19 protein-coding genes are annotated in these 18,535 nt (G+C 63.8%); 9 read left to right on the top strand and 10 right to left on the bottom strand.

Features of this window, described 5'->3' with window-relative positions:
- Positions 1-34: 34 nt before the first annotated feature.
- The gene (gene nth / locus IYX23_RS01630) at positions 35-736 is read right to left on the bottom strand and encodes an endonuclease III (protein ID WP_196391698.1); all 702 of its coding nucleotides are present in this window, start codon (positions 734-736) and stop codon (positions 35-37) included.
- Between the two features lie 48 nt (positions 737-784).
- On the opposite strand from nth, the gene IYX23_RS01625 reads away from it, so the two are divergent.
- Complete coding sequence (locus IYX23_RS01625; protein WP_196391699.1) at positions 785-1,276, top strand: DUF2244 domain-containing protein; 492 nt, start codon at positions 785-787, stop codon at positions 1,274-1,276.
- Between the two features lie 17 nt (positions 1,277-1,293).
- On the opposite strand, the gene IYX23_RS01620 is transcribed toward IYX23_RS01625, so the two are convergent.
- From IYX23_RS01620 to IYX23_RS01610, 3 genes are all read right to left on the bottom strand, one after another.
- Entirely contained in the window at positions 1,294-1,935 is a 642-nt protein-coding gene (locus tag IYX23_RS01620; protein ID WP_196391700.1) for a DedA family protein, read from the bottom strand.
- 106 nt (positions 1,936-2,041) lie between these two features.
- Entirely contained in the window at positions 2,042-2,401 is a 360-nt protein-coding gene (locus IYX23_RS01615; RefSeq protein ID WP_246716407.1) for a hypothetical protein, read from the bottom strand.
- Positions 2,402-2,843: 442 nt separating this feature from the next.
- Positions 2,844-3,284, bottom strand: coding sequence for a VOC family protein (locus IYX23_RS01610; RefSeq protein WP_196391702.1), 441 nt, complete (start codon positions 3,282-3,284; stop codon positions 2,844-2,846).
- A gap of 115 nt (positions 3,285-3,399) precedes the next feature.
- Between IYX23_RS01610 and IYX23_RS01605 the strand changes: the two genes are divergently transcribed.
- Both IYX23_RS01605 and IYX23_RS01600 read left to right on the top strand, forming a co-directional pair.
- The gene (locus tag IYX23_RS01605; protein ID WP_196391703.1) at positions 3,400-4,812 is read left to right on the top strand and encodes a cation diffusion facilitator family transporter; all 1,413 of its coding nucleotides are present in this window, start codon (positions 3,400-3,402) and stop codon (positions 4,810-4,812) included.
- A gap of 33 nt (positions 4,813-4,845) precedes the next feature.
- Entirely contained in the window at positions 4,846-5,106 is a 261-nt protein-coding gene (locus IYX23_RS01600; protein ID WP_246716406.1) for an exodeoxyribonuclease VII small subunit, read from the top strand.
- A 3-nt stretch (positions 5,107-5,109) separates the two neighbouring features.
- On the opposite strand, the gene IYX23_RS01595 is transcribed toward IYX23_RS01600, so the two are convergent.
- A complete protein-coding gene (locus IYX23_RS01595; RefSeq protein WP_196391705.1) occupies positions 5,110-6,429 on the bottom strand; it encodes a DUF3422 domain-containing protein in 1,320 nt (439 codons plus the stop codon).
- Between the two features lie 164 nt (positions 6,430-6,593).
- Here IYX23_RS01595 and IYX23_RS01590 point away from each other — a divergent pair, with 164 nt between their 5' ends.
- Both IYX23_RS01590 and IYX23_RS01585 read left to right on the top strand, forming a co-directional pair.
- Entirely contained in the window at positions 6,594-8,570 is a 1,977-nt protein-coding gene (locus IYX23_RS01590) for an alkyl sulfatase dimerization domain-containing protein (protein WP_196391706.1), read from the top strand.
- A gap of 20 nt (positions 8,571-8,590) precedes the next feature.
- The gene (locus IYX23_RS01585) at positions 8,591-9,205 is read left to right on the top strand and encodes a hypothetical protein (protein ID WP_196391707.1); all 615 of its coding nucleotides are present in this window, start codon (positions 8,591-8,593) and stop codon (positions 9,203-9,205) included.
- Between the two features lie 30 nt (positions 9,206-9,235).
- Here IYX23_RS01585 and IYX23_RS01580 read toward each other — a convergent pair whose 3' ends face one another.
- From IYX23_RS01580 to IYX23_RS01565, 4 genes are all read right to left on the bottom strand, one after another.
- Positions 9,236-10,876, bottom strand: coding sequence for an alpha-D-glucose phosphate-specific phosphoglucomutase (locus tag IYX23_RS01580; RefSeq protein ID WP_196391708.1), 1,641 nt, complete (start codon positions 10,874-10,876; stop codon positions 9,236-9,238).
- 134 nt (positions 10,877-11,010) lie between these two features.
- Positions 11,011-11,505 carry a hypothetical protein gene (locus IYX23_RS01575; RefSeq protein WP_196391709.1) on the bottom strand — a complete coding sequence of 165 codons (495 nt, stop codon included), beginning with the start codon at positions 11,503-11,505 and terminating at the stop codon, positions 11,011-11,013.
- Positions 11,506-11,638: 133 nt separating this feature from the next.
- On the bottom strand, positions 11,639-12,109 hold the full coding sequence (locus IYX23_RS01570; protein WP_196391710.1) for a cyclic nucleotide-binding domain-containing protein: 471 nt from the start codon (positions 12,107-12,109) through the stop codon (positions 11,639-11,641).
- Positions 12,110-12,180: 71 nt separating this feature from the next.
- The gene (locus tag IYX23_RS01565; RefSeq protein WP_196391711.1) at positions 12,181-12,813 is read right to left on the bottom strand and encodes a winged helix-turn-helix domain-containing protein; all 633 of its coding nucleotides are present in this window, start codon (positions 12,811-12,813) and stop codon (positions 12,181-12,183) included.
- 75 nt (positions 12,814-12,888) lie between these two features.
- Here IYX23_RS01565 and IYX23_RS01560 point away from each other — a divergent pair, with 75 nt between their 5' ends.
- Positions 12,889-13,431, top strand: coding sequence for a L,D-transpeptidase family protein (locus IYX23_RS01560; RefSeq protein WP_196391712.1), 543 nt, complete (start codon positions 12,889-12,891; stop codon positions 13,429-13,431).
- Positions 13,432-13,701: 270 nt separating this feature from the next.
- Here the strand turns inward: IYX23_RS01560 and IYX23_RS01555 are convergent, their stop codons facing one another.
- Positions 13,702-14,373, bottom strand: coding sequence for a YggS family pyridoxal phosphate-dependent enzyme (locus tag IYX23_RS01555; RefSeq protein ID WP_196391713.1), 672 nt, complete (start codon positions 14,371-14,373; stop codon positions 13,702-13,704).
- 200 nt (positions 14,374-14,573) lie between these two features.
- Between IYX23_RS01555 and IYX23_RS01550 the strand changes: the two genes are divergently transcribed.
- The 3 genes from IYX23_RS01550 to lptE all read left to right on the top strand — a co-directional run bounded on the left by IYX23_RS01550 (position 14,574) and on the right by lptE (position 18,532).
- Positions 14,574-15,137 carry an HdeD family acid-resistance protein gene (locus IYX23_RS01550; RefSeq protein WP_196391714.1) on the top strand — a complete coding sequence of 188 codons (564 nt, stop codon included), beginning with the start codon at positions 14,574-14,576 and terminating at the stop codon, positions 15,135-15,137.
- Positions 15,138-15,279: 142 nt separating this feature from the next.
- Complete coding sequence (gene leuS, locus IYX23_RS01545; protein ID WP_196391715.1) at positions 15,280-17,916, top strand: leucine--tRNA ligase; 2,637 nt, start codon at positions 15,280-15,282, stop codon at positions 17,914-17,916.
- Positions 17,903-18,532 (top strand): LPS assembly lipoprotein LptE, encoded by a 630-nt coding sequence (gene lptE, locus IYX23_RS01540; RefSeq protein ID WP_348643610.1) that lies wholly within the window; start codon positions 17,903-17,905, stop codon positions 18,530-18,532. Before leuS ends, lptE begins: the two co-directional genes overlap by 14 nt.
- Positions 18,533-18,535: the final 3 nt, after the last annotated feature.

The following is an 18,535-nucleotide window of genomic DNA, read 5'->3' as shown; positions in this document are numbered from 1 at the left end:
CCTCATCGCCGCGTGGGCTGCAAGGATCGGAAGATCAGAGCGTCTTGGCTTTGAACCGGCAGAGATCGGCGATCGGGCAGCGCGGGCATTCTGGCCTGCGCGCCTTGCACACATAGCGACCGTGCAGAATGAGCCAGTGATGCGCGTGCAGGAGATATTTCTCTGGCACGATGCGTTCCAGTCCCGCTTCGACCTCTTCGGGCGTCTTGCCGCTTGCGAGCGGCAGCCGGTTGGAGACCCGGAAGATATGGGTGTCGACCGCGATCACCGGCTCGCCGAAGGCGACATTGAGCACGACATTCGCGGTCTTGCCGCCGACGCCTGGGAGCGCGGTCAATTCCTCGCGCGTGCGCGGCACGTCTCCGCCATGCCGTTCGACCAGCAATCGCGACAAGGCGACGATATTTTTCGCCTTGGCGCGGTAGAGGCCGATCGTTTTGATCAGGTCGCGCACGCGCTCTTCGCCGAGCGCCGCCATCTTGGCGGGCGTGTCGGCGAGCGCGAAGAGCGCCGGAGTCGCCTTGTTGACTCCGGCATCGGTCGCTTGCGCGGACAGCACGACGGCGACGAGCAGCGTGAAGGGGTTTTTGTAACCGAGTTCGGTCTTGGGTTCAGGATTTGCGGCTGCGAGACGCGCGAATATTTCCTCGATGCGCGCGGCTTCAGCGGCCGCCGGCCGCCGACCGGCGCGCGGTTTTTTAACGACGCGCGCGCGCTGACTGATTGTTTCCGCCATCGGCGCGTTATAACTTTTAGAATCTGAAGGACAAAGCCGGCAGGAGAAATGTCCGACCCCTTCGAGCGGAAAATTTACGAAGCGCGGCTGACGCCGCATCGGTCGATGACGCCGCACGCCTTCTACCTTTTCATTATGATTTTCTGTTTCGGACAGCTCCTGTTCGCGCTGCCGTTCTTCTTCATGGGCGCCTGGCCCGTCGCCGGCTTCATGGGCCTCGACGCGGTCGGTCTCTATCTCGCCTTCCGCGTCAGCTTCCGCGCCGCCCGCAGTCATGAGACGCTCGACCTCACGCCGCTGGAGCTCGTTTTCGCGCAAATCGGCGCGCGCGGACAACGAAAGGAATGGCGCTTCAACCCTTCCTGGGTGCGGCTTGAACAAACGATCCACGAAGAATTCGGGACAGAGAGGGTGGCCCTGATCTCGCGAGGCGAATGCATCGAGATCGGCGCCTTCTTGGGGCCGGATCAGAAAGCGGAGCTGGCGCGCGAACTGAACCGCGCGCTCATCGACGCGCGCATGGGCGCCCGTTTCGGCTGAACGCACATGCAGCGGATTTAGCGTCGCTGGCTCAGCATGGCGTCGGCTTCCCGCATCAGCCGCGCCTCGTGCCGCTTATAGTAGCGCCAAAGCACAAACAGCCCGATGACGAGCCCGCCGATGAGGGCCATTGCGATGGGACCTTCGATTTTTTCGAAGCCAGCGGTGAGGTAATAAGCGCCAAAGCCGAATACGCAGGCCCAAACGACGCCGCCCGTCGCGTTATAGATGAAGAAGCGGCCAGGCGGCAGATGGTTTGCGCCAGCGAGCGAGGCCGCGAGAATGCGCAGCAGCGCGACGAAGCGGCCGAAAAAGACGATCGCGCCGCCCCACCGATAGAAGAGATATTGGCCAAGGCGCAGCTTCTCCGGCCCGAGCCCGACATGATGGCCGTAGCGTTCGAGAAGCTTCGTTCCATACTCGCGCCCCAGCCAATAGCCGACATTATCGCCGACGATCGCGCCTGCGGCGGCCGCCACGACGATATTCTCAATGGCGATCGCTCCGGAGAGCCGCGCGTAAATTGCCGCGCCGACGAGCATGGTTTCGCCGGGCAGCGGAATGCCGGCGCTTTCCAGAGCCACGACGATAAAGATCGCCCAATAGCCGTAGGTCGAAAGGATGGCGGCGATCTGCGACTGATCGAGAAAATGCGTCATCCCTAGCCCGGAAAGTGTCCTACGCTACTCTCATGTAGGCCTGAACGCGCAAATGGCGACGTCGCCGAAGCGAGGCCGCCATTCCATGAACGTCCATCAGACAGGGTCAGTGATACTGCAGCGCATTCTCGCGCGCGGCGCTGAAGGCGTAGGGCGGCGTCACCGCCATGGCCTCGCTGTCGACGAAGAAGGGGTGGCGCTCCAGCGCCACTTGCAGGACCTCACGCAATCCTCTGAGCAGAGGCTGGTCGTCGCGGACAACCTTGGCCCGAAGCGCCTCTTGCGCGGCTTCATCCGAGCGGCTCGCGAAATCGCGCACCGCCATCGCGACGAATCTGCCAACGCTGACGCCTTTCTCCTCAGCCGCGGCGCGCACGCGCTCGGCGAAGCCGCCGCCAATGCATGTCAAGGCGGCATGCGCCACCTTGTCGTTCGAGCAGGAATTGATCAGATCCACGATGACCATGACGACCTCCGCCCTTGAACGTTCCATGTTTGGAACCCTTTGTTGGCCGCGGGTTGCTTTGTCTCCGCGACGTCAGTTTCCCTCGCCCGTTGGGGGCGTTCGTTCCCGCCAAGCTATCCGGTCAAGCTGAACGTTATCTGTATGACTGCTGAAAAACTTGCGCGTCCGACGAACGGACGGGATCTCTCAAGCCCGGCGAACAAGGCTGTCGGCGCAAGAGCCGAGAGACTTTGCTCCCCATGCCGCGCCTGCCGCCTTCTAACCGAAGGCCGTGACAGCTTCACGACGAAGTTCGCCGGTAAATCAACAACATAGTGATCAGCCGAGCTGAGGCCGCAGCACGACTCGGGACTCAACTCGTGGCCGGGGCAATAGTTCCGAGCAGCCGAAAAATTCGTAGCTGCGACGCAAAAGATCATGCGGCGCCGCAGTGGGCTTGCCTCTACCAAGCGCCGATGTTGGGCGCCGACACCCAGGGTTCCTTTGGCGGCAGCGGCGCGCCCTTCTGCAACAGCTCGATGGAGATCAAATCCGGCGATTGCACGAAGGCCATATGGCCGTCGCGCGGCGGCCGATTGATCGTCACGCCCGCCGCCTGAAGTCGCGCGCAAACGTCGTAAATATTCTCAACGGCAAAGGCGAGGTGGCCGAAATTCCGCCCGCCGGAATATTCGTGTTCGTCCCAGTTATGGGTAAGTTCGATCGTCGGCGCTCCGTGTTCCTTGGCTTGCGCGGCATCCTCGGGCGCGGCGAGATAGACGAGCGTATAGCGCGCTTTTTCGTTCTGGGTGCGGCGCACTTCCTGAAGTCCAAGCACGCCGCAAAAAAACGCCAGAGAGCGGTCGAGGTCGCCAACTCGGATCATGGTGTGCAGAAATCTCATGTGCGGCTCCTATCTGGTGCATCCGCCATAATAATAGCGTGCCACGGCGCGGATTTGCGCCCACGCCGGGCGCCTGCTAGAGCGCTGGCGCTCCCAAACACAGGTTCCTATTGACGTGACCGAGACGAAGTCTCTTCCTCGCGCCGCGCCGAGCGTCAAGCTGGCGGCGGCCAAGGCGTCGATCGCCGCCAGCGCTTTGCTCGCGGCGGCGAAACTCGCGGCAGGTCTGTGGTCTGGCTCGCTCGCGCTGCTGTCGGAGTCGGGGCACGCCTTCGTGGACACCGGCGCGACAGTGCTGACCTTTTTTGCGGTGCGCGAAGCAGAGAAGCCGGCGGACGAGGAACATCACTATGGCCATGGCAAATATGAGGCGCTGGCCGCGCTGATCCAAACGGGCTTCCTCTTCGGCCTCGCCTTGTTCATCGTCGGCGAAGCCTGGCGGCGGCTGCAGGAGACGGATGTCGTGATCGACGCCGGCTGGCCGATCTATGGCATTCTGGTCGTTTCGATCATCGTCGATTTCGTGCGCTCGCGGCAGTTGCGGCGGATCGCAAAGGAAGAGGGCAGCGACGCTCTGGCCGCTGACGCCCTACATTTTTCGAGCGATCTGGTGTCATCGGCGCTGGTGCTGCTCGGTCTGGTTGCGGCGCATTATGGGTTTGAGCGCGGCGACGCGCTCGCCGCCTTGGGCGTCGCCGCCTTCATCGCCGTCGCGGGTTTTCGACTGGGCCGTCGCACGATCGACACCTTGCTCGACGCCGCCCCACGTGAAATGGCGCCGCATCTCGAGAGGGCGATCGTCGACGTGCCGGGCGTCATCGCGATCGATTCGCTGCGACTGCGCACGATTGGGCCTGACATCGTCGGCGAAGCGACGATTGGCGTTTCGCGCGGCTTGCGCGTTGAGCAGGCGGCGCGCATCAAATCGGCCGTCGCCGAAGCGATCGCCGGCGTTACGCCGCGCGCCCGGATCACGCTGTCGATCGAGCCAAGGGCGCTTGACGACGAAACGATCGCTGAACGCATCCTGCTTGTTGGGGCGCGTCGCCACATCCACGCCCATCATGTCATCGCCCAGCAGATCGAGGGCCGGCTATCGATCGGCGTCGACGTCGAACTCGATGGCGCCATGCCGCTTGGCCGCGCGCACGCGATCGCCGCCGATTTCGAGAGCGCGCTGCGCGACGAATTCGGCGCCGACGCTGAAGTCGACACGCATATCGAGCCGCTCGAACTGCAATTGCTCGCGGCGCACGTCGCCGACCCCGCCATCGCTGGGGCCATCGCGGCGGCGCTTGCGCGCGTCGCCGCTCAGACCCGACCGCCGGCGCACGTGCGGGACGTTCGAGTCCGCGAAACGGCGGGAGGCATCGTCGTCAACTTCCGTTGCCGGCTGGACGCGGCCGTGTCCGTGCAAAGCGCCCATGACGCGCTCGACGAGATCGAGCGCCGCACGCGCGAGGAATTTCCCGTGATTCTACGCATCGTCGGCCGCGCCGAGCCCGGCGATCGCTCAGCCGCCGCATAGCCAAGGATGCGCGCTTCGTCTATGAGAGACGCCATGACACAGCAGCCCGCCGCCGCCGCCGCTGACATCGCCTCGTTGCCTTTCGAACAGGCGATGCAGGAGCTCGAGCGCATCGTCGCCGATCTGGAGAAGGGAGCCGTCTCGCTCGACGAGTCGGTGAAGCTCTATGCGCGCGGCAAGGCGCTGCAGGCGCGCTGCGAGGCGCTTCTCGCCGAGGCCGAAGCCCGCATCGAGAAAATCACGCTTGGCGAGAACGGCCAGCCGACAGGCGTCGCGCCCTTCGACGTCGAATAGAGTTTAGTCCAACCGTTCCTCCTCCGCCGCTTCTCGCGACAATCTGTGAACGCGGGTCATGAACGCCATGGCGATGAGCACGGCGATCGGCATCGCGAGGGCGGCGACGAGATCGGCGGAAACCTGCGGCGGAAGGGCGCCGGCGGCCTTGAGGCCCTTAGCGATAAAGCTGAAGAGTCCGGTAAGAAAATAGGCGAGCCCGGCGATCGTGATTCCCTGCACGATGCGGTTGAGCCGCATCTGCAACCGCGTGCGGCGGTTCATCTCTTCAAGCAGCGCGCCGTTCTGCCGCTCCATCTCCAGCGTGATGCCGGTGCGCATCAGATCGGTCGCGCGCTCGACCTGCGCCGAAAAGCGCGTTTGGCGCGCCTCGACGGCGATGCAGGTTTCGATCGCTGGATCAAGGCGCGCATTGAGGAAATCTGATATTGTCACATATTGTCCTTCGCGCCGCTCCTGCAGCTGAGAGAGCCGATTCTTCACCAGCGCGCGATAGGCGCGGCTCGCGTCGAAACGGAAGGCCGTGCGCGTCGACAGCGCCTGACTGCTCGCGAGCAGGTCCGAGAGCCGCTTCAGCAAAAGGTGATTGACGCGCATGTCATGCGCTTCGTTCAGCGCTTCGGTGATGCCCGAAAGCTCTCGCTCCATGTTGGCGAGTTGCGGCGACACCTGCCGCGCGAGCGGCAGGCCGAGCAGCGCCATCGTACGATAAGTTTCGATCTCGAGGACGCGTTGCGCGAGACGGCCGGCTTCGAACCGCGGCAGCGCCTTTCCGCGGATCAGCATGCGCGTAAAGCCATAGGCGTCGACGGCGAAGTCGGTCAGAACCTGCGCGTCGCGATCTTCGACGCTGACGACGCACAGACTCTGCGAATTGAAATAGGATGCAAGCTCTTCGACCGATCGCGCGCCGTCGACGACGCAGAGCTGCGTCGCGACGATGAGAACGCCCGGCGGCATAAAGGAGATTTCGCCCGCTTTGAACGGGTCGGCATGCGCGAAGGGGATTTCGGCGCCGACGCCGGTCGACCAGCTGTAGGTGGTGAATTCACTATGCTGTTCCCAGCGAAGCCGCCAGTCGCCAAAGATAAAGTAGTGGAATCGCGCGCCCGGATCGGGCGCCAGCACGCCATGCGCGAGCGCGAGCGCGCCGATCGCTTCACGATCGGCGGCCGCCGCTTCGTGGTCCGTGGCGAAGGCGTAGTGATAGATGCGCCGCGGCGCGTCGAGCGGCAGGAACGGCCGCGCGTGCAGCTCCGCGAGAACAGCCTCGCGGAAGGGATGCTCGCTGAGAGTCTTGGGTTCGTCTTCGCTGATTTCCATTGCGTCTCTCTTGAATCGCGTTCACGCGAATCACCGGCGTCACGCGCCAGTCTGTCATGATCGGCGCAATGACGGCGGGGCGGGTCCGTTTTTGGTTGCCATGAATTCTATTCCAGATAATTCTTTGCGGGACAGCCGACGGGGCAAGCCGAATGGAGGGCCGCATGTTGGACGCGCGACGCGCACCATTCTCGTCGATCCTGAGCGCGCTCCTCACAATCGCCGCCACCCTCGCTTACGCGCAAACGGCGCCCAAGCCTGCGACGGAAGCCACGAAGTCCGCCAATCAGGCCGTACTGCAGAGTCTGAATTTCGACGACCGTGAAGATTTTGACAACGCCGCGCGCGGTCTCATCGCCAAGCCCGACTCGCTGACGATCAAGGACGCTTCGGGCAGGGTCGTCTGGGACATGGAAAGCTTCAAGTCCTTCATCGTCGACAAGCCAGCGCCCGATTCGGTCAATCCGAGTCTTTGGCGCAATGCGCAACTCAACATGCATTACGGCCTATACAAGGTTCACGACCGCATTTTTCAGGTCCGCGGCTATGATTTATCGAACATAACTTTCATCAGAGGCGACAAAGGCTGGATTGTCTTCGATCCGCTGATCTCGACCGAAACCGCCAAGGCCGCCTTCGAACTCGTCGCGCAGAACCTCGGCGAGCGTCCGATCGTCGCCGTCGTCTACAGCCACTCGCATGTCGATCATTATGGCGGCGCGCGCGGAATCATTGATGCGGCCGATGTGAAGGCGGGCAAGATCCAGGTTCTCGCGCCGGAACATTTCGCTGAACATGCGGTGAGCGAAAACGTCATCGCCGGCAACGCCATGAGCCGCCGCGCGATCTTCATGTATGGCGCGATGCTGCCACGCGGCGAACGCGGCAGCGTGGGCGCAGGACTGGGCCAGACCACGTCGACCGGCGTCATATCGCTCATTTTGCCGACGCGCGAGATCAAGAAAACCGGCGAGACCGTCATGATCGACGGCGTGCGCATGGTCTTCCAAATGACGCCGGGCACCGAGGCGCCGGCCGAGATGAACACCTATTTCCCGCAGTTCCGCGCGATGTGGATGGCCGAAAATGCGACCAACACGATGCACAACATTCTCACCTTGCGCGGCGCTCAGGTGCGGGACGCGCTGAAATGGGCGCGTTACCTCGATGAGACGATCGATCTTTTCGCGGACAAGACCGACGTCAAGTTCCAGAGCCATCACTGGCCGCTCTGGGGGCGAGAAAAGATCGTCGACTACCTCAAGAAGCAACGCGATCTTTACAAATATATTCACGACCAGTCCGTGAACCTGTTGAACAAGGGCTACACGGGCGTTGAACTCTCCAACATAATTCAGCTTCCGCCGGAGCTCGACAAGACATGGGCCGACCGCGGATATTATGGCTCGCTCAAACACAATTCGCGCGCGGTCTATCAGCGCTATATGGGCTTCTACGACGGCAACCCGACGACGCTGGACCAGCTACCGCGCGCCGAGGCGGCGAAGAAATACGTCGAATACATGGGCGGCGCGCCGGCGATCTTAAAACGCGCCAGAGCGGATTTTGATAAGGGCGAGTATCGCTGGGTAGCCGAGGCGCTCACCCATGCGGTTTTCGCCGATCCCGACAATAAGGAAGCCAAGGATCTGCTCGCCGACGCCTATGAACAGATGGGCTACCAGGCCGAGTCCGGGCCGTGGCGCGCCATCTATCTGCAAGGCGCGTTCGAATTGCGCAATGGCGTTCCAGAGTCGGGCGGCCTGAACACGGCGAGCCCCGACACGATCGAAGCAATGCCTCCGGAAATGACGTGGGATTATCTCGCCGTGCGCTTGAACGGGCCGAAGGCGGTTGGGAAAAAGCTGATCCTGAATGTTGAGTTCACCGATCTCAAAAAGCTGTATCGGTTGGCGGTCGAAAATGGCGTGCTGAACTATTCGGACAAGCCCGCGCCCAATCCGGACGCGAAGGCCACGCTCAAAAAATCGACGCTCGATCGGATCGAGCTTGGCCTCCTCACGCCCGAACAGGCGATCGCCTCGGGAGAGCTGAAAGTCGAAGGCAAGCGCGAGACGTTTGTGGAGTTCGTCGGATTGCTCGACAAATTCCCGTTCTGGTTCCACATCGTGACGCCTTGAGCGGCGGGAGCGGTCTCGATATGCGGCCGCAGCTCAGCGTCGTCGCCGGCTTGTCGCTTTTTTTTGTCGTTTTCGTCAGCCCTCAGACGGGCATGGCCTGCGGCTTCGATGGGCGGCTCGGCGACGGATTCAGCGCAATGCATCCAAAGTCGCTTGCGGTCGCTTTCGCAGTCAGCGACGCGGTCGCAAGCGGCGTCGTCAGTCGCGCTGCGATTGCGCCGATCGAGCCTGGCCCGAAAGGCTATTGGCGCGCCGCAGGCCGCATCCAAAGCCTCGAGCGTCGGCTTGCGGCGACTCCCGAGACGCTGATCCTGGCGCCGAAAATCTCCGTTCTCTTCATCGACTCTCAGCTGTGGTCGCGATTGGCCGCAAGCGCGGGGGGCTACGACATCGAAATGCATGTCGCAGGACCGGCGCCCGGCGATGTCGTGGTCGTGACCAATGAAACAGTCCTCGCCTCCGTGCTCGACGGCGCGCTTGCGCCGCAAGCCGCGCTCGATCTCGGCGTGATCGCAATCGACGCCGAGCAATCCGTGGCGAAGGCGGTGCGCAAGGCTCTGTTCAGCGCGACTGCGTCGACGACCGAGAAGACCGCTGCCGCAAAGCCAATTCCCTTCGTCAGACGCAAACGGTAGCTGCGGATTCGTGCGGAAGCGCGCGCACGCTCAGGTGATCACGCTTGGAGCAGCGCGCTGCGTATAGCGTTCGATGTCGGCGAGTTCGCGCGACAGGCCTACGAGATCGGCGAGCGCCGCCTCCGTCTCCATATGCTGCCGCGCGGGATCGGGTTCGTAGCGCTCGATATAAACCCGCAGCGTCGCGCCGGCCGTGCCGGTGCCCGATAGCCGGTAAACGATCCGCGAGCCATCAGTGAAGATCACCCGCAGGCCCTGATGCTGCGAGTCCGAGCCGTCGACCGGATCGTGATAGGCGAAGTCGTCGGCCGTCGCGACTTCAAGGCCGCCGAAATATTGGCCCTTGAGAGTCGGCAGACGTTGGCGCAACGCGTCGATCAGCGCATGGGCGCCGTCGCTCGCGACTTCCTCATAATCGTGACGCGAATAAAAATTGCGCCCATAGGTCGTCCAATGTTGTCGAACGATGGCGTCGACGCTCTCTTTGCGCGCCGCGAGAATGTCGAGCCAGAACAGCACCGCCCATAGCCCGTCTTTCTCGCGCACATGGTCGGAGCCGGCGCCGGCGCTTTCCTCGCCGCAGATCGTCACGAGACCCGCGTCGAGCAGATTGCCGAAATATTTCCACCCCGTCGGCGTCTCGTAGAGCGGGACGCCGAGCCTTTCCGCGACGCGGTCGGCGGCGGCGCTTGTCGGCATCGATCGCGCAATTCCTGTGACGCCTTTGCGATAGCCAGGCGCAATCGTGGCGTTGGCGGCGAGGATCGCGAGACTGTCCGAGGGCGTGACGAAACGACCGCGGCCGATGATGAGATTGCGGTCGCCGTCGCCATCCGACGCGGCGCAAAGATCGGGTGCGGCGTCCGACATGGCGAGATCATAAAGATGCCTGGCGTGGACGAGATTGGGGTCGGGATGATGACCGCCGAAATCGGGCAGGGGCGTCGCGTTGATGACGCTACCCGGCCGCGCCCCGAGTTCCTCTTCGAACAGCACGCGCGCATAGGGGCCGGTGACGGCCGACATGGCGTCGAATGTGAAGGTGAAGCCCGACCGAAAAGCGTCGCGGATGCGATCGAAATCGAAGAGCGTCTGCATCAGCGCTTTGTAATTCGCGACGCTGTCGACGACGTCGACGCGCATGTCGCCGACGCGCGTTTCGCCGAGCCTGTCGATATCGACGTCTTGGGCTTCGACGATCCTGAACGACGTAATCTCGCGCGTGCGCGCGTAGATCGCGTCCGTCACCTTCTCGGGCGCCGGACCGCCATTCGCGACATTATATTTGACGCCGAAGTCGCCGTGCGGGCCGCCGGGATTGTGGCTGGCGGACAGCACGATGCCGCCGAAGGCCACAAGCGCGCGAATGAGCGCCGAGGCCGCGGGCGTGGACAATATGCCGCCCTGTCCGATCACGACGCGGCCGACGCCGTTGGCGGCGGCGATCTTCAAGATCTTTTGAATCGCCTCGCGGTTGTAATAGCGGCCGTCGCCGCCGACGACGAACGTTGCGCCCTGATAGCCCTCCAGACTGTCGAAAATCGATTGAATGAAGTTTTCAAGATAATGGCGCTGCTTGAAGACCTCGACTTTCTTGCGCAGGCCGGATGTGCCCGGGCGTTGATCGGCGAAGGGCGTCGTTGCGATGGTGGTCGCCTGAGAATTCCCCATTTTGGAGCGGAGGCCTCGCGTGTTTGTCGGCGCCGCGGGGACGCGGCGTCCGCTTCTACAACTCGTCTCCGGCAACGGCAAAACGGCGGCGCGAGTCCCGCGCCGCCGTTCAGACTGCCTGGAAAATGTTGAGCTTACCAGCCCCAGCCGCCGCCCCAGCCGCCGCCGCCCCAACCTCCACCCCAGCCGCCGCCCCAACCGCCGCCGCCCCAGCCGCCGCCCCAGCCGCCGCCGCCCCAGCCGCCGCCCCAGCCGCCCCAGGGATCTCCCCATCCGCTGTAGGCGGCCGGGTAGTAGCCATAGGGGTAGCCATAGCCGCCATAACCGCTCGAAGCCGCGGCGAGGCCGGCGCCCAGAAGTCCGAGGCCCACGCCCGCGGCGATGGCGCCGCCGGGGTTGTAATAGCCGCGCCGGTAGCCGTAGCGCCGACCCCAGCCGCCGCGATAGCCCCAGCCGCCGCGATTGCCCCAGCCGCGACGATACCAAACATTTTCGACCGGGCTCGATGGTGCGACAATTGACCGATCGGGCGCGCTCATCGGCCCGGCGAGCGCTTCGGTGGGAACGGCGGTCGCCAATGTCGCGCTGCAGAGCGCGCCGGAGAGCGCCAATTTTAGGGCTTTTCGCATCGTTCATCCTCCTCCTGGCGCGGCGTCTCGCCGCGTGCGTCGCAAACTCCCCTGGAGCTCACGCCGCACTAACAACTTACTTAGGCTGAACATGATCCGCTGCGAGAGGCTGAAACGGGACTTTTTTTGGCGTTTACGTTAAGCGCCCAACATCGCTGTCAGACGCCGACGCCTCGGCGCCGATATCGTGGATGAAATCCAAAAGCCTGCAACGAAAGAAATCGCGCACGCGAGCGGCGGTCGCCGGATGCTGCTCCAAAATCAAATGAAACAACGGCCGCAAGATCTTAAGCACCGTGGCCGGCTCCTGGGCGATCGCGCCGGCGGGGCGCGTCGACGGCGCGAGGAGGGCGGTTTCGCCGATCAGCGTCCAGGGCCGGACGATCTTCGACCGAGGACGTCCGTCGTTTGCGGCGGTCAGCGCGATCGACCCCAAGGTGAGCACATAGCCGCCGTCCGACATTTCGCCGCGTCGAAACAGGACGTCGCCGGCGCGCAGCAGGCGCGTTTCTGCGGAAAGCGCGAGCATACGCAGGGCGTTCGGCTCGAAGATCGAAAAGAGAGGGATGCGCGCGAGATTGTCGATATCGTCGTCCAGCGTCATGTCATTTTGTTCGGCGTCCCCCACGCTATCTCTATATGCGCCGGCAGCGCGGCGTAAGCGTGGCGTAAGCGTTAAGACGCGGGGTCTTCTTCGCTGGCGGCAAGCCGGTATCCGTCGCGTTCCGTTTTGAGCCAGCGCGGCTGTTCGGGCGATGGCTCGAGCTTGCGTCTTAGACGGTGAATGTGCGTTTCGAGCGTACGGGTCGACATATTCGGACTGTAGCCCCACACGTCGCGAAGCAGCGCCTCGCGCGAGACCGCCGCGCCCTGGGCGCGCGCCAGCCTCGCGAGAATCGCCGTCTCTTTTTCGGTCAGCTTCAAGCGCGCGCCAGAAGGGGCCCGGAGTTCGCCGGCCTCGAAATGAAAGGGGCCGACAGCAGCCCGCGCCGGCGTGGAATCGACGAGCGCGACCAATTCCGCAAAGCGGATGGGACGCGTAACGACGGCGTCGACCCCCCGCGGCGGCGATTTCGGCTCATCGGCGATAAGGACGACACGGGTCCTGCAGCCCCGCGCGCGCGCATCAGCAAGCGCTTTGAGATCGCAATGGGCGTCGTCCACGATCGCCGCATCCGGCCAATCTTCTCCCGGCGCGCCGAGCTGGCCTTTGCGCAGCGCATAGCGGCCGAGCGCGGCGAATTGCTCGACGAGCGTCGCCCGCAACGGGGCGTTGGCGGCGATGCATAAAGTGCGCGAAAGGGACATCAGCTGGGGGCGCTCCTCGCGGGTATTCCTGCTATAGGCGGTCAGACGCCGACGATCGGCGCTTATGAACGCATCATGCACCGCCGAACGACCCGGACGAAACCTGCCGGACTGGCCTTGCTGCGCGTCGCGCGGCGCATTGGCGGCCGCCCGCACGAGGGAAGGCTGATCGCCGGGACGCTCATTCTTCCTTGCGCGCTCGGCCGCAGCGGAATCTCGCGCCGCAAACGGGAAGGCGATGGCGCGAGTCCGGCCGGCCGTTGGCCGCTCCTCTATTTTTACCTGCGCGCGCCAAATCCCCTGCGCCTGCGGTGGCGGCGCACGCGGCCGCACGATCTCTGGTGCGACGATCCGCGCTCCTTTCTTTACAACAAACCGCTGCAGGCGCCGTCGCGCCTCGGCCATGAGGAAATGTGGCGCAAGGACGCGCTCTACGACACCGTCGGCGTCATGGGCTACAATCTTCGTCCTCGGGTGCGCGGTCGCGGCAGCGCAATTTTCTTTCACATCGCCACGGATGATCTTTCGCCCACAGCCGGCTGCGTGGCGCTGCGCGCCCGCGACATGGCGCGGCTTCTGCCGCGGTTGCGGCGCAAGGTCGCGCTGTTGATCGAATAGCGCCGAGCCCCCTCCCTGTCCCTCCCCCGCTTCGCAAACCGGGTGCTCCCGGTTTGCGCATCGACCCCGAAGTCGGCAACAGCCGACTTCGGATGGGAGAGGGGACGCTAACGAGCGGCATTCGCGGGCATGAATGGCGCGACCGCAGCGTTGAAGCGTGACGCCAGTGCTGATGAAACGCCGAACCTAACTCCCTCTCCCGCGAAGCGGGGGATGGCTGGGGTGGGGGTCCGGGCCATCATCCGCGCGAGTCTGGTAGGAGCCGCCGTCTCACGCGGGATAGTCGCGCTCGCCCATGATCGCCGACCCGACCCGGACATAGGTCGCCCCTAACTGGATCGCGAGTTCGAAATCCGAACTCATGCCCATGGACAGTTCTTTGATCCCATTGCGCGCGGCGATGTCGGCGAGCAGCGCGAAATGCGGAGACGCCTGTTCGCCCACGGGCGGCACGCACATCAGCCCTTCGATGTTCAATCCATAAGCGTCGCGACAGGCGGCCAGAAAGCTGTCGGCGTTTTCGGGAAGGACGCCGGCCTTTTGCGGCTCGGCGCCGGTGTTGACCTGCACGAACAGCCGCGGGCGCTTGCCGGTCCTGGCGATTTCCTCGGACAGCGCCCTGGCGATCTTTTCGCGGTCGACGCTCTCTATGACGTCGAAGAGCTCGATCGCCTCGCGCGTCTTATTCGACTGCAGCGGGCCGATGAGATGCAATTCGATGTCCGGATAGTTTTCGCGCAGCGCCGGCCACTTCGACATAGCCTCCTGCACGCGGTTTTCACCGAAACTGCGATGGCCCGCTTCCAGCAGCGGCGCCACGTCCTCGGCCGGAAAGGTCTTGGTGACGCAGACGAGGCGAACGGCGCCGGGATCGCGGCCACAGTCCGCTGCAGCGCGGCGAATCGCTTCGCGTGTCGTTTCGAGGCGATCGGCGGCTCCCATGGCGCGAAAAATCGCGATTTCGGCGGCCGGGTCAAGCGCCGAATTTTTTACGCCTTCGCAGCGCGGAACTTCGCGCAGTCCGGCGCGTTAAGCTTCCGGCGGGAAGGTGCGCGGGGAAGGCCGAGGGATTGTCGCGACGTTCATGATTGAGAAACGCGTCCCGCCTACGAAGATTGCTCCCACAAAATTGGAGGCCGATAATGGTCAATGACAGCCTGACTTACGACGGGCGCACGATGCATTTGCATCATCTGCGCCGCAAATGGGGATGGATCGTCGCGCTCGGCGCGCTCATGCTCGCCGGCGGACTGTTTGCGCTCTACGACGTCACGACCGCCACGCTGGTGACCGTGTTTTATGTCGGCGCGGCGATGCTTGTCGCCGGCGCGATGGAGATCGTCACCGCCATTCAGATCAGGCCCTGGACCAGGGCGCTGCTCTGGGGCGCGATCGGGCTTATCACGATCGTTGCGGGCTTTCTGGTCTTCCGCGATCCTTTGCTCGCGGCGGTGTCGTTGACGGCGATCATTGGCGTCGCGCTGATCGCCGCCGGCTTGTTCAAGCTGATCCTCGCCTGGCACATCCGCGACGTCGGCCCCTGGGGTCTCGTGGCGTTCTCGGGACTGATCAGCGTCGTGCTCGGCGGAATGATCCTGGCGCAGTGGCCGATGTCGGGCCTCTACATCCTCGGCCTCTTCCTCGCGATCAATCTGATCTTCGAGGGCGTCAGCTGGATCACCGTCGGGCTTTCGGCGAAGGCGTGAGCGTTTGACAAAAGGCAGGGGCCGCCAAGCGGCCCCTTTTGTTTTCGCGACTGGATTGATGAATTCCGCCCTTTGACATCCCCCCGACCGCCCGGCATTAGAGGCGCAATCCCGCAAGCCTTTGACCGGACTCGCCAGCAAAATGAGACCCGAACGCTATAATTTCGCCGAGGCGGAGTCGCGCTGGCAAAAGATTTGGGAAGAAAAACAGTCTTTTAAGGCGGGTAGCAGCCCAGCCGCGGCCAAATATTACGTGCTCGAGATGTTTCCCTATCCCTCGGGTCGGCTGCACATGGGCCATGTGCGCAATTACTCGATGGGGGACGTCATCGCGCGCTTCATGCGCGCCAGGGGTTTCGACGTCCTGCATCCGATGGGGTGGGACGCCTTCGGCCTTCCCGCCGAAAACGCCGCGGCGCAGACCGGCGCGCATCCCGCGCAATGGACCTACGCCAATATCGCGGCGATGCGGGCGCAGCTCAAAACGCTGGGGCTGTCGCTCGACTGGTCGCGCGAGATCGCGACCTGCGATCCCGAATATTACGGGCGCCAGCAGAAGCTTTTCCTCGATTTCCTGAAAGCCGGCATCGTCGACCGCAAGAAGTCGAAAGTGAATTGGGACCCCGTCGACATGACGGTGCTCGCCAATGAGCAGGTCATCGACGGCCGCGGCTGGCGATCGGGCGCGCTCGTCGAGCAGCGCGAGCTGACGCAGTGGTTCTTCAAGATCACCGACTATTCCGAAGAGCTGCTCGCCGCGCTCGACGATCTCGAGCGCTGGCCCGACAAGGTGCGGCTCATGCAGCGCAACTGGATCGGGCGTTCGGAAGGCATGCTCGTGCGCTTCGCGCTCGCCCAGCCGATTGGCGAAGCGCGCGAGATCGAGGTGTTCACCACCCGCGCCGACACGCTGTTTGGCGCGAAATTCGTCGCGCTCGCCGCCGATCATCCGCTGGCGAAAGCCGCCGCGCAGAAGGACCCGGCGCTCGCCGCCTTCGCCGAGGAGTGTCGGCGCGGCGCGACGTCCGCGGAAGCGATCGAGACCGCGGAAAAGATGGGCTACGACACGGGGCTGCGCGTCGTTCATCCCTTCGATCCGAACTGGACGCTGCCGGTCTATGTCGCGAATTTCATCCTGATGGACTATGGGACGGGCGCGATCTTCGGCTGCCCGGCGCATGACCAGCGCGACCTCGATTTCGCGACGAAATATGAACTCGGCTTCAAGGTCGTCGTCTGCCCGGAAGACCTCGTTCCTCAAGAGCTCGAAAAGCAGATCGCGACAAGCGGCGAAGCCTTCGAGGCTGAGGGCAGGCTGGTCAATTCCGGCTTTCTCGACGGGCTTACTGTGTCGGAGGCGAAGGACGATGTCGCCAACCGTCTGACGACGACGGCGCTGTTCGGCCATCCCCAGGGCGAGCGGAAGGTGAATTACAAGCTGCGCGACTGGGGGATTTCGCGCCAGCGCTATTGGGGCTGCCCGATCCCCATCATCCATTGCGAGACTTGCGGCCCGGTCCCGGTTCCCGAGGCCGATCTGCCGGTGCGGCTGCCCGAAGACGTCTCCTTCGATCAGCCCGGCAATCCGCTCGATCGCCACGCGAACTGGAAGAATGTCCCCTGTCCTTCCTGCGGCGCGCCGGCGCGGCGCGAGACCGACACGATGGACACGTTCGTCGACTCGTCCTGGTATTACGCGCGCTTTGCCGACCCGCATAATGAGACGGCGCCGGCAAGCGCCGAGGCGCTCGCGCGCTGGCTGCCGGTCGATCAATATATCGGCGGCATCGAGCATGCGATTTTGCATCTGCTCTATTCGCGGTTCTTCGCCCGCGCCATGCGCGACAGCGGCCATGCCGCGGTGGCCGAGCCCTTCGCCGGACTCTTCACCCAGGGCATGGTCGTGCATGAGACCTATCGCGCGCCGGACGGCCAGTGGGTCGCGCCGTATGATGTCCGGATCGAAGCCAAGGACGGCGGTCGCCGCGCCTTTCTCGTCGACGGCGATGTGGAGATCGGCATCGGCCCAATCGAAAAAATGTCGAAGTCGAAAAAGAACACGGTCGACCCTGACGATATCGTCGCAAGCTATGGCGCCGATACGGCGCGCCTCTTCGTCCTGTCCGACAGCCCGCCCGATCGCGACGTCATCTGGTCGGACGAGGGCGCGCAGGGCGCATGGCGCTTCGTTCAGCGCCTGTGGAGGCTAACCGGAGAATTGGGACGGGTGGCTGCGCCCGTCGGGGCTGAGCCGCCGGCGGCGTTTCACGATCTCGCGCTCGCCGTGCGCAAGGCGACGCATCGTTCGATCGCCCAGGCGAGCGAAAATATCGAGCGGCTGCGCTTCAACAGCGCCATCGCCCGCATCCGCGAATTCGCCAATGAGCTGACGAGCGCGCTCGACGCCGTGACCGAAACGCCCGTTCCGGACGATCTCGCCTTCGCCTTCCGCGAGGCGGCGGACGCGCTCGTTCGGCTTGTCGCGCCGATGACGCCGCATGTCGCCGAGGAGTGCTGGGCCGATTTGGGCCACAAAGGTCTGGTTGCTGAAGCGCCTTGGCCGGCGGCCGATCCTACCCTGTTGGCCCAGGAGATGATAAGCCTGCCGGTGCAGGTCAACGGCAAAAAGCGCGCCGAAATTCTTGTCGCCCATGACGCGGACGAAGAAACGATTCGCAAAGAGGCTTTGGCGCAAGATGGCGTTCAGCGCGCCATGGAAGGCAAGCCGCTGAGGAAGTTCATTCTCGTTCCGAAAAGGATCGTCAATGTGGTCGTCTAGCAAATCGCCAGTCGGCAAGTCGGCAGTTGGCGCGCGTCCTACTGCCGAAGGCCGACTGCCGACTGCCCTGTTCCGGCAAGCGATGGTCGTTTTGGCGGCGCTGCTTGTCCTGCCGCTCGCCGGCTGCATCCAGCCGCTTTATGCGCCGGCAGGATTTGGGCTCGACTCCGCGCCGCTCGCGGCCGAACTGCAGTCGATCGCGGTTGATGAAATTCCGCAGCGGCTCGGCCACTATGTCCGAAATGAGTTGATCTTCGGCCTGAACGGCACCGGTTCGCAGCCGCCGCCGCGCTACCGTCTGATGGTCGTGCTCCGCGAGCGCGTGCAAACGCCGATTCTCGACACCGTGACCGGCCGCGCCACATCGGCGACGGTGATCGTCGACGCCGAATATCGGCTCGTCACCATCCCTGATGAGGTGGAGGTCACGAAAGGCATCGCTTTCAACATCGCGAGCTACGATCGTTTCTCGAACCGTTTCTCCAATGTGCGCGCCGCACGCGACGCAGAGATCCGCAACGCGCGGGTGATCGCGGATTCGATCCGCACCCGAATCGCCACCGTGCTCGCCACGCGCCTGTCTTCTGTCCCGGCTCCCGCCGTCGTTCGCTATTGACGG

It is taken from the genome of Methylocystis sp. L43 (assembly GCF_015709525.1).
Lineage (GTDB): Bacteria > Pseudomonadota > Alphaproteobacteria > Rhizobiales > Beijerinckiaceae > Methylocystis.
This window is presented reverse-complemented; position numbering and strand designations above follow the sequence as displayed.

Excerpts from the sequence above, each read along its gene's own strand:
- IYX23_RS01565 (WP_196391711.1), bottom strand. The coding sequence starts at position 12,813 with ATGTCCCTTTCGCGCACTTTATGCATCGCCGCCAACGCCCCGTTGCGG.
- IYX23_RS01570 (WP_196391710.1), bottom strand. The coding sequence starts at position 12,109 with ATGACGCTGGACGACGATATCGACAATCTCGCGCGCATCCCTCTCTTT.
- IYX23_RS01580 (WP_196391708.1), bottom strand. The coding sequence starts at position 10,876 with ATGGGGAATTCTCAGGCGACCACCATCGCAACGACGCCCTTCGCCGAT.
- IYX23_RS01560 (WP_196391712.1), top strand. The coding sequence starts at position 12,889 with ATGCACCGCCGAACGACCCGGACGAAACCTGCCGGACTGGCCTTGCTG.
- IYX23_RS01610 (WP_196391702.1), bottom strand. The coding sequence starts at position 3,284 with ATGAGATTTCTGCACACCATGATCCGAGTTGGCGACCTCGACCGCTCT.
- nth (WP_196391698.1), bottom strand. The coding sequence starts at position 736 with ATGGCGGAAACAATCAGTCAGCGCGCGCGCGTCGTTAAAAAACCGCGC.
- IYX23_RS01620 (WP_196391700.1), bottom strand. The coding sequence starts at position 1,935 with ATGACGCATTTTCTCGATCAGTCGCAGATCGCCGCCATCCTTTCGACC.
- IYX23_RS01575 (WP_196391709.1), bottom strand. The coding sequence starts at position 11,505 with ATGCGAAAAGCCCTAAAATTGGCGCTCTCCGGCGCGCTCTGCAGCGCG.
- IYX23_RS01550 (WP_196391714.1), top strand. The coding sequence starts at position 14,574 with ATGGTCAATGACAGCCTGACTTACGACGGGCGCACGATGCATTTGCAT.
- IYX23_RS01595 (WP_196391705.1), bottom strand. The coding sequence starts at position 6,429 with ATGGAAATCAGCGAAGACGAACCCAAGACTCTCAGCGAGCATCCCTTC.
- IYX23_RS01625 (WP_196391699.1), top strand. The coding sequence starts at position 785 with ATGTCCGACCCCTTCGAGCGGAAAATTTACGAAGCGCGGCTGACGCCG.
- leuS (WP_196391715.1), top strand. The coding sequence starts at position 15,280 with ATGAGACCCGAACGCTATAATTTCGCCGAGGCGGAGTCGCGCTGGCAA.
- IYX23_RS01555 (WP_196391713.1), bottom strand. The coding sequence starts at position 14,373 with ATGGGAGCCGCCGATCGCCTCGAAACGACACGCGAAGCGATTCGCCGC.
- IYX23_RS01615 (WP_246716407.1), bottom strand. The coding sequence starts at position 2,401 with ATGGTCATCGTGGATCTGATCAATTCCTGCTCGAACGACAAGGTGGCG.
- IYX23_RS01600 (WP_246716406.1), top strand. The coding sequence starts at position 4,846 with ATGACACAGCAGCCCGCCGCCGCCGCCGCTGACATCGCCTCGTTGCCT.
- IYX23_RS01590 (WP_196391706.1), top strand. The coding sequence starts at position 6,594 with ATGTTGGACGCGCGACGCGCACCATTCTCGTCGATCCTGAGCGCGCTC.
- IYX23_RS01585 (WP_196391707.1), top strand. The coding sequence starts at position 8,591 with ATGCGGCCGCAGCTCAGCGTCGTCGCCGGCTTGTCGCTTTTTTTTGTC.
- lptE (WP_348643610.1), top strand. The coding sequence starts at position 17,903 with ATGTGGTCGTCTAGCAAATCGCCAGTCGGCAAGTCGGCAGTTGGCGCG.